Here is a 12,661-nt window from a genome sequence, read left to right on the forward strand (position 1 = left end):
CAACCGAAGACGTTATGGATACCGCACGATGACGAAAAACCAGAAAATCGACGAAGAGGCGCTTGCCGAGGCCTATAACCGCGCACTGACGCTTGAAAAAGCCGGCGATGTGGACGCGGCGGTAAAAGCCTATCAGGACGTTCTGGCGATCGACCCGGAAGATCACGGCGGTGCCGCCGTGCGTATCGCCGCCATGGGCCGGGGCGAAACGCCGCCGAAAGCGCCCGACGCCTACGTCGAAACCCTGTTCGATCAGCACGCCGAGGCCTTCGAGGATATTCTGGTCGAACAGCTGGGATACGCCGTGCCGATGATGGTGCGCCAGCGGCTGCAGACGCTGAACCTCGGCCCATTCAAGCGGCTGCTCGATCTCGGCTGCGGCACCGGCCTCACCGGCGAAGCGCTGCGTGACATGGCTGATGACATTACCGGCATCGACATTTCCGAAAACATGGTCGAAATCGCCCATGAGAAGGACCTCTACGAGACGCTTTACGTCGCCGAAGCCGAGGATTTCCTTGAGGATAATGACGATGAACCCTTCGATATCATCACCGCAACCGACGTGCTGCCCTATCTCGGCGCGCTGGAACCGCTGTTTTTCGGCGCCGCCGAAAACCTCAATGCCGGCGGCCTGCTGATCTTCTCCTCGGAAACCCTGGACGAAGAGACCCTGGCCGGACGTCCCTATATGGTTGGCCCGCACCACCGTTTCGCCCATGCGGAAAACTATGTCCGCGAAAGGCTTGTGGCGACCGGTTTCGATATCCTCGAAGTCACCGATATCAACGTCCGCATGCAGGACGGCAACCCGACACCGGGCCATCTGGTGATTGCCAAGCTCAAGGGCTGAGGCGACTTCGACGGCTTGTGCTCGCCATTGCGGCCCGTTTCTTCTCCCCGCCGGGGAGAAGGTGGCCCGAAGGGTTGGATGAGGGGGTAACGTTGCCGGATTTCGGAGAGCTTGCCCCCTCATCCCGCTGCCGCGACCTTCTCCCCGGCGGGGAGAAGAAACAAGTGGCGTCCGCTCGCTCCAATGCGATGAACTCTGCTTTGCTGAATCAATATCTCATCAAGATCACCCAGACCGTTGAAGAGATTCGACTTTCCGTCGCAACAACCGGCAAATAAAAAAGCCCTCCCCGGCAACCGGAAAGGGCATTGCTCAAAAACCGGATGAGCGGCGCGTCACTCCTCGCCGGATTTCGGATTATCCAGCAGCATGTAATCGAGCGGCAGTTCCGTCGTATATTTGATCTGCTCCATCGCAAAAGCAGACGACACGTCGCGAATTTCGATCTTCGCGATCATCCGCTTGTAGAAGGCGTCATAGGCAGCAATGTCAGGCACAACGACGCGCAGGAGATAATCGACATCGCCGCTCATGCGGTAAAATTCGACGACCTCCGGAAATTCGGAAACCACCTCCGAGAAACGCTTCAGCCATTCGATGGAATGGGAGGCGGTGCGGATGGAGACGAAAACCGTGACCTTGGTGTTGACCTTGACCGGATCAAGCAGCGCCACGCGCCGGCGGATAACGCCGTCCTCCTCCATCTTCTGGATACGCCGCCAACAGGGCGTCGTGGAAAGTCCGACCTTTTTCGCCAGATCAGCGACGGCCAGCGTGGAATCCTCTTGCAGAATGCGCAAAATCTTACGGTCAAGGCGATCCAATGCGTCTATCCTCCTGAATTAATTTCCTTTCAATACACTAATTTTCGCAGAAAAACAGAAAATTGTTTCACTAAAGCCGCATTTCCACATGTTGCCGCAGAACCGGAAGCAGCTCTTGCGTGAACCACGGGTTCTTTTTCAGCCAGCCGGTATTGCGCCAGCTGGGGTGCGGCAGAGGTAAAGTGCCGGGGCCGGAATTGGCATGCAGGTAGCCGCGCCAGTCCCTGACGGTCTCGGTCATGGTTTTGCGCCGCCTCTCACCCAGGTGAAAAGCCTGCGCATATTGGCCGACGGCAAGGATCAGCTCCACCTGCGGCATCGCCGCCATCACCCGCTCACGCCATGCAGGCGCACATTCACGCCGTGGCGGCAGGTCGCTGCCCTTGTCATCGTAGCCCGGAAAACAGAAGCCCATGGGCACGATGGTGAATCGGTCGGGATCATAAAAGGTCTCGCGGTCGACATTCAGCCATTGCCGAAGCCTGTCACCGGAAGCGTCGTTAAAGGGCAGTCCCGTCTCATGCACACGCAGCCCCGGCGCCTGCCCCGCAATCAGGATACGGGCCTTCTTCGACATGACAACCACCGGCCGCGGTTCATGCGGCAGGCGATCGGCCATGCCCCTGACAGGCGCGTCACGACAGATGCGGCAGCGGCCAATCTCACCGCGCAACTCATCCAGCCCATCATCAAACCCCGGCATGGATTGATCCATCTCAGCCATGCGACCATCCCAGAAGATGGCGGATGACGGTCAGGAACCCCGCCGCCGGTGTCTCGATATCCGCTGCGCGGTGCTCACGCCGCCATTCGGAGGGCTTTTCGAATTCGCCCGCCCAGATGCCCCGCGCATCCCGGCGCGCCGCCGCCTGTTCGCCTGAAAACTGGAAATAACCGGAGGCAACGGCAAAACCCGCCGACACCATTTCCGCCGAGACATCCCTGCCGCCGGCGGCGCAATAGACAAGCAGCCGCCCGTAGCGGTCCCTCGAACTGCCGGAACAGGAAAAATTCTGCGCCACGACCAGCCGTTGCAGCACACGGCGCGCCTCCTCCCCGCAGGGCCAGGTTTCGGCGCCGCGCCGGCATGTCTGCGACAGTTCTGGCGCATCGATACCGAGCAGGCGAAACCGTTCTTCACCCTTTGAAAGCGTATCGCCGTCGATCACGAAGAAACGGCCGCTATAAGTCTCGCTGTTGATCTGGTCGAGCTTGGCGGCGATGAGGATGCCGAGAAAAACCGCGGCAAGAAACAGCCCGCCGTCGCGGAACGCCGAAAAACCCCTGCGCCTGCCTCCGTTTCGTCCCATGTAACAACAAACCCTTGTCAGAAATGGCAAACAAATCCTTTCACGGCAGCATCTTCTTAAGATTTTGCACGTAGTCTGCAAGGGTTCATGTCACCTGCGTTGTAACAATGAGTAAAAGCGTCAGCACGTCCACCGACAAGATCATCGTCGACCGCTCGAAAAAACACCGCAACAAAGCGGTTTTCGACACGGTGAAGACGACGCGTGAACGCCTGCAGCAGGGTGCCGGCGGAACCGAAGCCTATGAACGCGAAATGCTGACCATGCACATCGCCGAGACCCTTCAGGGCGCGATGTTCATGCCGCTTTTCATCGTGCTCGCCTCCGTCATCGGTCTTTATATCACCCGCGACATCGGGCTGATCATCTGGTCGCTGATTGCGCTCAGCTTCCACGCCATGGCCTTGGTGCTGGCCAAGAGGGCGGCGAAGCAGGAGATCACGCCCGAAAATCTCCAGCACTGGAAAAATCTGTTCCTCGGCATGCAGATCCTCATCGGCTGCGCATGGGCCATGTTCGCACTGGCCGAACCGGCGCGCAACGACCCGACGCTTGTTCTCTTCTTCAAGGGCGCAACGCTGCTGATCGCGCTTTCGCTGACCGCCATGGCCAATTTCATGCTGCGGCGGGCGACTTTCATGACCTTCCTGCCGGTGATGGCGGCGCTGTGCGTCACCTCGGCCATCTCGCGTGATCCATTCGATGTCGGCCTTGCGCTGATGTTTGGCATGGCGATCCTCTTCTGTCATCGCATCACCAGCCGGCTCTACCAGACCAGCGTCAAGCTCCTCTCCTCCCAGACGGAAAAGGACGACCTGATCGCCGAACTCGAAGTCGCCAACTCGGTTTCGGATGAGGCGCGACGCCGCGCCGAAGAGGCCAATCTGGCCAAATCGCGCTTTCTGGCCTCCATGTCGCACGAACTGCGCACCCCGCTTAACGCCATTCTCGGCTTTTCCGAGGTCATGGCGTCAGAGGTGCTCGGCCCGCTCAACAACCCGCTCTACAAGGAATATTCCGGCGATATCCATCGCTCCGGACAGCACCTGCTCGATCTCATCAACGAAATCCTCGACCTGTCACGCATCGAGGCCGGTCGCTATGATCTCAATGAGGAATCCATCTCGATGCTGGAAATCGCCGAGGATTGCATCGGCATGATCCAGTTGCGGGCCCGCGCCAAGACGATCAGGATTTCACAGCAGTTCGAAAGCAGCCTGCCGCAGGTCTGGGCCGATGAAAAATCCATCCGCCAGGTTATTCTCAACCTTCTCTCCAATGCCGTGAAATTCACGCCGCAGGGCGGCGAAATTCTCGTGAAGGCCGGCTGGACGGCGGGCGGCGGACAATATGTGTCTATCAAGGACAATGGGCCGGGTATTCCCGAAGATGAAATCCCCGTGGTGCTGTCGGCCTTCGGTCAGGGATCGATCGCCATCAAGAGCGCCGAACAGGGAACCGGGCTTGGCCTGCCCATCGTTCAGGCCATTCTTGCCAAACATGACGGCCAGTTCATCCTGAAATCGAAGTTGCGCGAAGGCACAGAGGGCATCGCCATCCTGCCGGCAAAACGCGTGCTGCAGAGCCTGCCGGCCGTGGAGGAAACCCACGCCATCCAGCCGCGCCGACGGTCCTTCGCCTGATCCCGGTTTCCCAGCCGCTTAGAAGAACAACGTCGTCACCAGCGAATAAAGCACGAAAAATCCGTTCGCCATCAAAAGGCAGAAGACCGCGAAGGAGCCGAGATCCTTGGCATGTCGCCCGACCGAGGAAATTTCCGGCGAGATGCGGTCCACCAGTTCCTCGATCGCAGTATTGAGCGCCTCGACCGCAAACAGCAGCAACATCAGCACAGTAAAGACGAGAAGATGCGCAAATGGCGCACCGACGATGAGAAGCAGGCCAAGCCCGACGCCGAAGGCCAGAACCTCATGCCGGAAGGCCGCCTCCTGCCACAGCCGACCCAGCCCCTGCACGGAATAGCGGGCAGCGGCAAAAAGATGCCGCCAGCCCTTTTCCTTGCGGAATGCCGGTTCAGCTTGCTTCTTTTGCGGCGTCGCGTCCATCTTTGACCTCAATGATCGGTACGGGGGCTGGTGCGGGTGTCCACACCCGCCGCTTCGAAAGTCGCCATGCCGGAATGGCAGGCGGCGGCAGCCTTGACGATGCCGGCGGCAAGTGCCGCACCCGTGCCTTCGCCCAGCCGCATGCCAAGCGCCAGAAGCGGCGTCTTGCCAAGCTTTTCGACGGCGGCCAGATGGCCGGGTTCACCCGAGACATGGCCGATCAGGCAGTGATCGAGCGCCGAAGAATTGGCCGCCTTTAGGAGAGCGGCAGCCGCTGTTGCCACATAACCATCGATAAGCACCGGAATACGCTGCACGCGCGCGGCGAGAATGGCACCGGCAATTGCCGCAATCTCGCGTCCGCCGAGACGGCGCATGATTTCCAGCGGATCGGACAGATGGTCCTTGTGGAACTCGACAGCGGCCTTCACCGCCGCGATCTTGCGGGCCATGACCTCGCCTTCCGAACCGGTGCCCGGGCCGGTCCATTCTTCCGCGGTGCCGCCATAGAGCGCCAGATTGATCGCCGCTGCAATCGTGGTGTTGCCGATGCCCATTTCACCGACGCAGAGAAGATCGGTGCCGCCGGCAATCGCCTCCATGCCGAAGGCCATGGTGGCGGCGCAGTCGCGCTCCGAAAGGGCCGGCTCGCAGGTGATGTCGCCGGTCGGATAATCAAGCGCCAGATCGAAAATCTTCAGGCCGAGATCGTTGGCGACGCAGATCTGGTTGATCGCCGCGCCACCGGCTGCAAAATTCTCCACCATCTGCTGGGTTACGGATGTCGGATAGGGCGTGACGCCGTGGCGGGTGACACCATGATTGCCGGCGAAAATCGCCACCAGCGGACGGGTGACGGCGGGCGGGCGGCCGGACCAGGCGGCCAGCCACATGGCGATTTCTTCCAGACGGCCGAGTGAACCGGCGGGCTTGGTCAGCTGCGCATTGCGCTCCTTTGCCGCCACGAGCGCGTGCGTATCCGGGCCGGGAAGCTCACGCAACAGCGCGCGAAAATCATCGAAGGGCAATCCGCTCATGCTCATGGTGTCGGTCTCTTTCGTAGCCGGGTTGGCTGTCGCATCGGCTCATGCGTCCGGAACTTGTGTTTTCCGGCAAATCGGTCTTTGTTGCGCCTCTCATAATCGCGGATGCGCCGCGGAACAACCGGAAATGCAAGTGCAGCAACGGAGAGAGCATGAAGGCCCGGGATTTTATAACAGATGTCATGCATTCCGTTGCCTTTCTCAGCCGCCTGCCGGTTCCTTCGCGGTTTTTCGAAAATGCCGATGGTGTGTCGATGCGCCGCACCGCCCGCGCCTTTCCCGCCGCCGGCCTGCTGATCGCCCTGCCCGCGGCTTTTCTGGTGGTGATTTTCGCCGCCTTCGATGCCTCGCCGCAGCTCACGGGCTGGCTCGCCATCGCCCTCACGGCGCTTCTGACAGGAGCACTGCACGAAGACGGGCTGGCCGACATGGCCGATGGTTTCGGCGCAGGCAAGGACAAGGCGCGCACGCTTGAGATCATGAAGGACAGCCGCATCGGCAGCTATGGCACCATCGCCATGGTGCTGTCCTTCGCGCTGCGTGCCACGGCGCTCGCATCGCTGATCGAGACACTTCCCGCAAAAACTGCCGCCGCCGGCCTGATCGCCGCACTTGTCATGAGCCGCGCCCTGATGGTGTGGCACTGGCAGGCCCTGCCCGCCGCCAAAACCTCCGGCATCGCCGCCGGCGCCGGCCAGCCCGGAGACAGCGAGCGCAATATCGCCCTGGCGATCGGGCTGCTGGTCTTCATTCTCTTCACGCTGCACGCTTTGCCCATTCTGTCGATTGCACTTGTGCTCGCCGCAACCATTCTGGCGACGGTGCTGTTCGGCCGACTGTGCGACAGGAAGATCGGCGGCCACACCGGCGATACGATCGGCGCCTGCCAGCAGATCACGGAGATCGTTACTCTCGTCGCCCTTGCCCTTGCGGCGTAACGGCCTGATATAGACCATCATGGAAACACCCTGCATCCACATCTGCCGCCTCAACGCGACCAGCAGCCTCTGCATTGGCTGCGGCCGCACGCTGGATGAAATCGGCGGCTGGGCAGGCTATAGCGACGAGAAGCGTCGAACGATCATGCAGGCGCTGCCGCAAAGACTGGAAAATTTGAGCGAGACCACCAGGGAGACGCATACCGCATGAACAGGCTGACCATCGTTCTCCTTCTCCTCGCCGTGGGCCTCGGCCTGCTTCTCATCAATCACGATGGTGGCCGCACACTCGGCATCGACAATGATCAATTCGCACAGGCTCTCTATCTCGTGCCCATTGCCGGCCTCCTGTCGGTCGGCATCCTGGCCGGAAGACGGGGCGGCTTCGGCACCGTCATCCGCCAGCTTGCCGTCTGGCTCGTCATCATCCTCGGCCTCGTCTCGCTTTATCTCTATCGCTACGACCTGCAATCCTTCGGCGATCGCCTTTTGGGCGGCCTGATGCCGGGCCGCGCCGTGGTGGTAACGACATCAGGTGGCGAACAGGAGATCGTGCTGCACAAATCGATGAGCGGCCATTTCGAGGCGAATGTCGGCGTTGATGGCAAGACCATCCACATGCTCGTCGATACCGGCGCAAGCTCCGTGGTGCTGGCCAATGCCGACGCCGCCGAAATCGGTATCGACACGGGCAGCCTGCGCTATACCGTACCGGTCATGACCGCAAATGGCCGCACGGCAGCAGCCCCCGTCACCCTGTCGGAAATCGGCATCGGCCCGATCGTGCGCCGCAACATCCCCGCCCTCGTCGCGCAGGATGGCCAGTTGGGCCAAAGCCTGCTCGGCATGAGCTTCCTGTCGACGCTCGGTTCGCTACAGATGCAGACGGACGAGTTACGGTTGCGGGATCGATAAACCCCAGGCATCAGTGAGCGCCGCCGAGGCACTCCGCTTTCGTCATCGGCCGCGGAAAGGAAATACCCCGTTTTAGGGCCAATCGGGATGTTCTTTTCGCACCGACCGGTCGTCGCAGGGCATTGCCCCTTGATTCCTTCCCATTTGATAATTTATGTTGGCTCTGTTCTCAGGGCGGGGTGCAATTCCCCACCGGCGGTATCGGGATTTGTCCCGGAGCCCGCGAGCGCTTCCGGTCTCCAAAGCCGGAAGGTCAGCAGATCCGGTGAGAGGCCGGAGCCGACGGTATAGTCCGGATGGAAGAGGACAAGGCATAGGACGCCCGCGCGTGAGTGGGCTTCGCATTGCATTGTTCGCCCAAGGGATATTTGGCGCTTCTTGAAGCGCGAAAATGCCGCAAAACGGCATAACCCCTTGAAAGGCTTGAAATAGAATGACCATTGCTAAAATTGAAGACGCGATCGAAGCCATTTCCCGTGGCGAGATGGTGATTGTGGTTGACGATGAAGACCGCGAAAACGAAGGCGATATCATCGCCGCTTCCGACAGCATCACTCCGCAGCAGATCGCTTTCATGATGAACCATGCGCGCGGGCTGGTGTGCGTCGCCATGCCGGGCGAACGTCTGGATGCGCTCGACATTCCGCTGATGGTGTCGCGCAATACCGAATCCCTCAAGACGGCATTCACCGTCTCGGTGGACTATATTCCCGGCACCACGACAGGCATTTCCGCCGCCGACCGGGCAGAGACCGTGCGTGCGCTGGTTTCAGAGGGTTCGCGCCCGGAAGACTTCGCCCGTCCCGGCCATATCTTTCCGCTGCGCGCCAATCCGCAAGGCGTCCTTGGCCGCACTGGCCATACGGAAGCAGCCGTGGACCTCTGCCGCCTTGCCGGCAAATACCCCTCCGGCACCATCTGCGAAGTCGCCAATGACGACGGCACCATGGCCCGCCTGCCCCAGCTCGAAGTCTTCGCCGAACGTCACGGCCTGCTCGTCGTGACGATCAAGGACCTCGTTGCTTACCTCAAGGGCGAGGTTGTCGACGATGTGGTGCAGAAGCAGGTTGCTTGATCTGCGCTTGCTTGTACTTTGAATACGAAAACGCCCGGCAAGAGCCGGGCGTGAAATTCTTGATTGAGGCGCTAAAACCTCTCTCCTGCGTCATCCTCGGGCTTGACCCGAGGATCCACAACCCAGCCGCCCATGGATCCTCGGGTCAAGCCCGAGGATGACGTGGAGTGTGGTGAACCGCCGATTGAAGCGGTCGTTTATGTCTATTGGACAAAGAACCTCAGCACTTCCACACCAAACCTTACCAGCAGCAGAAACCACCATCCACCAGCAGGTCCACGCCCGTCACGAAGCTCGCGGCGTCAGACAGCAGGAAGATCGCCGGGCCGACCATTTCATCGACGCCTGCCATGCGCTGCATCGGCGTCTGCTCTTCGAAGAGCTTGGTCTGGTGCACCATTTCCGGCCGCGTGTTCATTGGCGTCGCCGTGTAACCCGGCGAGATGGTGTTGACGCGGATGCCGCGCCCCACCCACTCCATCGCCATGGATTTCGACATGTGGATGACGCCGGCCTTCGAAGCGTTGTAATGGCATTGCATCAGCCCGCGATTGACGATGACGCCAGACATGGAGGCGATATTGACGATCGAACCACGACCGTTCTTCAGCATGGCATTGGCTTCCGCCTGGCAGGAGAGGAAAACGCCCTTCAGGTTGATGTCCATCATCGTCTGGAACTGGCTTTCCTCCATCTCCTCGGCCGGATTGGCGTTGGCGATGCCGGCGGCATTGACCGCGAGCGACAGCGCACCAAGTTCTGCCTCAGTGCGGGCAACCGCATCGATCAGCGCTTCTTTGCTGGTCACATCAGCCGCAATCTGGATCGACTTGCGCCCGGCCTTGGCGATGAAATCCGCCGTCTGCGCCAGACCGTCATCGGTGCGGCGATCGAGCAGCGCGACATTGGCGCCGGACTGGGCAAGCCCCATGGCGATGCGCTGGCCGATGCCGGAGCCGGCGCCGGTGACAAGCGCCACCTGGCCGGAAAGATCGAACAGTTTCGGCGCGTTGAGGGTGATGGTGGACATCGCTATTTCCTTCTTCAGATGGTCGCCAGTTCCATGACCGAGACGTCGTTTGCTTCGTCGCGGTTGAGGATGCCGGCCTGTTTTCCCTGCGCAAGCACGAGGATGCGGTTCGAAACGCCCAGCACCTCTTCCAGATCGGAGCTGACGACGATGACGGCGACGCCGTCTTTCGCCAGACCGACGATAATATCGTAGATGCCCGCCCGTGCGCCGACATCGATGCCGCGGGTCGGCTCGTCCAGCACCACCACGCGCGGATTGCGGGCAAGCCACTTGGCAATGACCACCTTCTGCTGGTTGCCGCCGGAAAGATCGGATGCCGGCTGTTCGCTGCGGCCTTTGACGCCGAATTTGGCGATTGCTTCCCTGGTAAAGGCGCGCTTGATGCGTGGCGTGATCCAGCCGGTGCCGACGCGGTCGAGATTGGCATAGATCAGGTTTTCACCGATCTCGTGCTCCACCACCAGCCCCTGCAATTTGCGGTCTTCCGGCACCATGACGATGCCCCTGGCGATGGCATCCGCCGGGCTTTTCAACGTCAGCACCTTGCCGTCCAGCAACACCTCACCCGCACTCGTCGGATCGGCACCGGAAATAGCCCGCACCAGTTCGGTGCGTCCCGCGCCGATCAGCCCGGCAATGCCGAGGATTTCACCGGCACGAACGCCGAAGCTGATGTCGCGGAAAGCATTGTCCGCGCCGGTCAGCCCCTTGACCTCCAGCACCATCTTGTCCTGCGGTTCCGGCAACGCCGGGAACAGGCGCTCCAGCGAGCGGCCGACCATGCTTTCGACGATGGTGCGCACCGGAGTCGCGCTATCGGCAAATTCATGCACCCGTTCGCCGTCGCGCAACACGACGATGCGGTCGGTGATCTGTTTGATCTCTTCCATGCGGTGGGAAATATAGATGATGCCCACGCCCTCGGCGCGCAGCTTGCGCACCTGCTCGAACAGCGCCTGCGTTTCCGCACCGCCAAGTGCCGCCGTCGGCTCGTCGAGGATCAGGAGCTTGGCGTCGAGCGCCAGCGCCTTGGCGATTTCGATCAACTGCTGGTTCGCAGTCGAGAGACCGGCCACCTTGCGGGTCGCGGGAATGTGCAGGTTGAGGCGCGCCAGCTGCTGCTGTGCTCTGCGCACCATCTCGGCGCGGTCGACAACGCCATTCTTCATCGGCCAGCGGCCAATGAAGACATTTTCGGCAATGGAAAGTTCCGGCAGAAGCTTCAGTTCCTGATGGATCAGAACGACACCCTTGTCGATCGCTTCACGCGGGGACGACGGCGCATAGGGCTGCCCAAGCCATGTCATCTTGCCTTCGGACGGCTCACGCGAACCGGCGATGATGCCTGACAGCGTGGATTTGCCCGCACCGTTTTCACCCAGCAAGGCCACCACTTCGCCCGGATAGACGTCGAGATCGACGGCTTTCAGAACCTCAAGCGGACCGTAACGTTTGCTGATGCCACGGAGCGAAAGAACCGGCTCGCGCATGACGGGACCTCCCAGGACACGTAAGCAGCGGGAATGCCCGAAACCTTGCGTCCGAAATAACCTAAAGACAAACCAATGAATGCCCCGCGCATCAGATTGGACGCGCGGGGCAACGGGATCAGGGGTGGTTGGCGATGAAGCCTTCGACATTTTCCTTGGTCGTCAGCGTCGCATCGGAGAGCTGCACGGCCGGAACCTTCTCGCCGCCGACGATCTTGACGGCCATCTCGACAGCCATGCGGCCCATCTTCTGGGTCTGCTGTGTCGCGGTCACGTCGAACACGCCGTTCTTCAGCGCCTCAAGGGCTGCCGTGTCGCCATCGAAACCGCCAACGACGATCTTCTGCGAAGGGTTGGCAACCTTGATCGCCTGTGCCGCGCCGAGTGCCAGCCCGTCGGCCTGCGCAAAGACGATGGAAACGTCGGGGTTCGCCTGCAGAATGTTCTGCATGATCTGGAAGCCTTCGTCCTGGCTCCACATGTTGGACCACTGTTCGGCAACGATCTTCACGCCGGAATTGGCGTTTACCGATTCCATGCAGCCCTTGGTGCGGTCCACTTCCGGTGTCGTGCCCTTCTGGCCATGGATGATGACCATCTTGCCCGAACCGCCGGCCTGCTTGATGATGTAATCGCAAACCGACTTGGCGGAAGCGACGGAATCGGTGGCGAGGAAGGTATCGCCCGGCGCGCCATCGGCATTGCGGTCGATGTTGATGACCGGAACGCCGGCGGCTTTCGCAAGCTTCACCGGAACGGTCGCGGCAGCGGCACCGGCCGGAATATAGATCAGCGCATCGATATTCTGGGTCAGCAGATCCTGAATCTGGTTCACCTGCGTCGGGCCGTCACCCTTGGCGTCAACGGTGACGACGGCAATGCCGCGCGTCTTGGCTTCGGCTTCGACGGCCTGCTTGATCTGGTTGAAGAAGTTCGCCTGCAGATTGGCGACGGCAAGGCCGATCTTCTTGACTTCGGCGGCATTGGCCTGGCCGAGCGACAGGGCGAGAAGGGCAGCGGATGTCAGCAGAATGCGTGAAAATTTCATGATTATTCCTCCATTTGTTGATTGTTGACCTTCGGGCAGATCGAACCTCCTCCCCTCCGGCCGTTT

Annotated in this window: 15 protein-coding genes and 1 riboswitch; of the genes, 7 read left to right on the plus strand and 8 right to left on the minus strand. The window is 60.8% G+C overall.

The window, feature by feature from the left end; genetic code table 11:
• The first annotated feature begins 28 nt into the window (after window positions 1-28).
• Window positions 29-853 (plus strand): class I SAM-dependent DNA methyltransferase, encoded by an 825-nt coding sequence (locus CFBP6623_RS08385; RefSeq protein ID WP_046798206.1) that lies wholly within the window; start codon window positions 29-31, stop codon window positions 851-853.
• Between the two features lie 92 nt (window positions 854-945).
• Window positions 946-1,131, plus strand: coding sequence for a hypothetical protein (locus tag CFBP6623_RS08390; protein ID WP_137002521.1), 186 nt, complete (start codon window positions 946-948; stop codon window positions 1,129-1,131).
• 57 nt (window positions 1,132-1,188) lie between these two features.
• Here the strand turns inward: CFBP6623_RS08390 and CFBP6623_RS08395 are convergent, their stop codons facing one another.
• From CFBP6623_RS08395 to CFBP6623_RS08405, 3 genes are all read right to left on the minus strand, one after another.
• Window positions 1,189-1,677, minus strand: a complete 489-nt coding sequence (locus CFBP6623_RS08395; RefSeq protein WP_003507846.1) for an Lrp/AsnC family transcriptional regulator — start codon at window positions 1,675-1,677, stop codon at window positions 1,189-1,191.
• Between the two features lie 70 nt (window positions 1,678-1,747).
• Window positions 1,748-2,401, minus strand: coding sequence for a uracil-DNA glycosylase family protein (locus CFBP6623_RS08400; RefSeq protein WP_167379142.1), 654 nt, complete (start codon window positions 2,399-2,401; stop codon window positions 1,748-1,750).
• The gene (locus CFBP6623_RS08405) at window positions 2,394-2,987 is read right to left on the minus strand and encodes a thermonuclease family protein (RefSeq protein ID WP_046798205.1); all 594 of its coding nucleotides are present in this window, start codon (window positions 2,985-2,987) and stop codon (window positions 2,394-2,396) included. Before CFBP6623_RS08405 ends, CFBP6623_RS08400 begins: the two co-directional genes overlap by 8 nt.
• Before the next feature lie 107 nt (window positions 2,988-3,094).
• Between CFBP6623_RS08405 and pdhS2 the strand changes: the two genes are divergently transcribed.
• Complete coding sequence (gene pdhS2 / locus CFBP6623_RS08410; protein ID WP_046798204.1) at window positions 3,095-4,630, plus strand: two-component system sensor histidine kinase PdhS2; 1,536 nt, start codon at window positions 3,095-3,097, stop codon at window positions 4,628-4,630.
• Between the two features lie 18 nt (window positions 4,631-4,648).
• Here the strand turns inward: pdhS2 and CFBP6623_RS08415 are convergent, their stop codons facing one another.
• Both CFBP6623_RS08415 and cobT read right to left on the minus strand, forming a co-directional pair.
• The gene (locus CFBP6623_RS08415; protein ID WP_046798203.1) at window positions 4,649-5,053 is read right to left on the minus strand and encodes a diacylglycerol kinase; all 405 of its coding nucleotides are present in this window, start codon (window positions 5,051-5,053) and stop codon (window positions 4,649-4,651) included.
• 8 nt (window positions 5,054-5,061) lie between these two features.
• Complete coding sequence (gene cobT, locus CFBP6623_RS08420; protein ID WP_046798202.1) at window positions 5,062-6,096, minus strand: nicotinate-nucleotide--dimethylbenzimidazole phosphoribosyltransferase; 1,035 nt, start codon at window positions 6,094-6,096, stop codon at window positions 5,062-5,064.
• 152 nt (window positions 6,097-6,248) lie between these two features.
• On the opposite strand from cobT, the gene CFBP6623_RS08425 reads away from it, so the two are divergent.
• From CFBP6623_RS08425 to ribB, 4 genes are all read left to right on the plus strand, one after another.
• A complete protein-coding gene (locus CFBP6623_RS08425; RefSeq protein ID WP_046798439.1) occupies window positions 6,249-7,034 on the plus strand; it encodes an adenosylcobinamide-GDP ribazoletransferase in 786 nt (261 codons plus the stop codon).
• Window positions 7,035-7,053: 19 nt separating this feature from the next.
• Window positions 7,054-7,245, plus strand: coding sequence for a DUF1289 domain-containing protein (locus tag CFBP6623_RS08430; protein ID WP_046798201.1), 192 nt, complete (start codon window positions 7,054-7,056; stop codon window positions 7,243-7,245).
• Window positions 7,242-7,949 carry a TIGR02281 family clan AA aspartic protease gene (locus CFBP6623_RS08435; protein ID WP_046798200.1) on the plus strand — a complete coding sequence of 236 codons (708 nt, stop codon included), beginning with the start codon at window positions 7,242-7,244 and terminating at the stop codon, window positions 7,947-7,949. Before CFBP6623_RS08430 ends, CFBP6623_RS08435 begins: the two co-directional genes overlap by 4 nt.
• A 161-nt stretch (window positions 7,950-8,110) precedes the next feature.
• Window positions 8,111-8,261: riboswitch (FMN riboswitch) on the plus strand.
• Window positions 8,262-8,382: 121 nt separating this feature from the next.
• Complete coding sequence (gene ribB / locus CFBP6623_RS08440) at window positions 8,383-9,024, plus strand: 3,4-dihydroxy-2-butanone-4-phosphate synthase (protein WP_046798199.1); 642 nt, start codon at window positions 8,383-8,385, stop codon at window positions 9,022-9,024.
• 241 nt (window positions 9,025-9,265) lie between these two features.
• On the opposite strand, the gene CFBP6623_RS08445 is transcribed toward ribB, so the two are convergent.
• The 3 genes from CFBP6623_RS08445 to CFBP6623_RS08455 form a co-directional block, all read right to left on the minus strand.
• The gene (locus CFBP6623_RS08445; RefSeq protein ID WP_046798198.1) at window positions 9,266-10,054 is read right to left on the minus strand and encodes an SDR family oxidoreductase; all 789 of its coding nucleotides are present in this window, start codon (window positions 10,052-10,054) and stop codon (window positions 9,266-9,268) included.
• Between the two features lie 14 nt (window positions 10,055-10,068).
• Window positions 10,069-11,547: a sugar ABC transporter ATP-binding protein gene (locus CFBP6623_RS08450; protein ID WP_046798197.1), complete on the minus strand. Its 1,479-nt coding sequence runs from the start codon at window positions 11,545-11,547 to the stop codon at window positions 10,069-10,071.
• A 118-nt stretch (window positions 11,548-11,665) separates the two neighbouring features.
• Window positions 11,666-12,595: a sugar ABC transporter substrate-binding protein gene (locus CFBP6623_RS08455; protein ID WP_046798196.1), complete on the minus strand. Its 930-nt coding sequence runs from the start codon at window positions 12,593-12,595 to the stop codon at window positions 11,666-11,668.
• Window positions 12,596-12,661 lie beyond the last annotated feature (66 nt).

The organism is Agrobacterium tumefaciens (genome assembly GCF_005221385.1).
GTDB lineage: Bacteria > Pseudomonadota > Alphaproteobacteria > Rhizobiales > Rhizobiaceae > Agrobacterium > Agrobacterium tomkonis.

Bases quoted from the DNA above. Each gene is read 5' to 3' on its own strand.
- CFBP6623_RS08430 (WP_046798201.1), top strand. From the start codon at position 7,054: ATGGAAACACCCTGCATCCACATCTGCCGCCTCAACGCGACCAGCAGC.
- CFBP6623_RS08385 (WP_046798206.1), top strand. From the start codon at position 29: ATGACGAAAAACCAGAAAATCGACGAAGAGGCGCTTGCCGAGGCCTAT.
- CFBP6623_RS08400 (WP_167379142.1), bottom strand. From the start codon at position 2,401: ATGGCTGAGATGGATCAATCCATGCCGGGGTTTGATGATGGGCTGGAT.
- CFBP6623_RS08425 (WP_046798439.1), top strand. From the start codon at position 6,249: ATGAAGGCCCGGGATTTTATAACAGATGTCATGCATTCCGTTGCCTTT.
- CFBP6623_RS08405 (WP_046798205.1), bottom strand. From the start codon at position 2,987: ATGGGACGAAACGGAGGCAGGCGCAGGGGTTTTTCGGCGTTCCGCGAC.
- ribB (WP_046798199.1), top strand. From the start codon at position 8,383: ATGACCATTGCTAAAATTGAAGACGCGATCGAAGCCATTTCCCGTGGC.
- CFBP6623_RS08435 (WP_046798200.1), top strand. From the start codon at position 7,242: ATGAACAGGCTGACCATCGTTCTCCTTCTCCTCGCCGTGGGCCTCGGC.
- CFBP6623_RS08415 (WP_046798203.1), bottom strand. From the start codon at position 5,053: ATGGACGCGACGCCGCAAAAGAAGCAAGCTGAACCGGCATTCCGCAAG.
- cobT (WP_046798202.1), bottom strand. From the start codon at position 6,096: ATGAGCATGAGCGGATTGCCCTTCGATGATTTTCGCGCGCTGTTGCGT.
- CFBP6623_RS08445 (WP_046798198.1), bottom strand. From the start codon at position 10,054: ATGTCCACCATCACCCTCAACGCGCCGAAACTGTTCGATCTTTCCGGC.
- pdhS2 (WP_046798204.1), top strand. From the start codon at position 3,095: ATGAGTAAAAGCGTCAGCACGTCCACCGACAAGATCATCGTCGACCGC.
- CFBP6623_RS08450 (WP_046798197.1), bottom strand. From the start codon at position 11,547: ATGCGCGAGCCGGTTCTTTCGCTCCGTGGCATCAGCAAACGTTACGGT.
- CFBP6623_RS08455 (WP_046798196.1), bottom strand. From the start codon at position 12,595: ATGAAATTTTCACGCATTCTGCTGACATCCGCTGCCCTTCTCGCCCTG.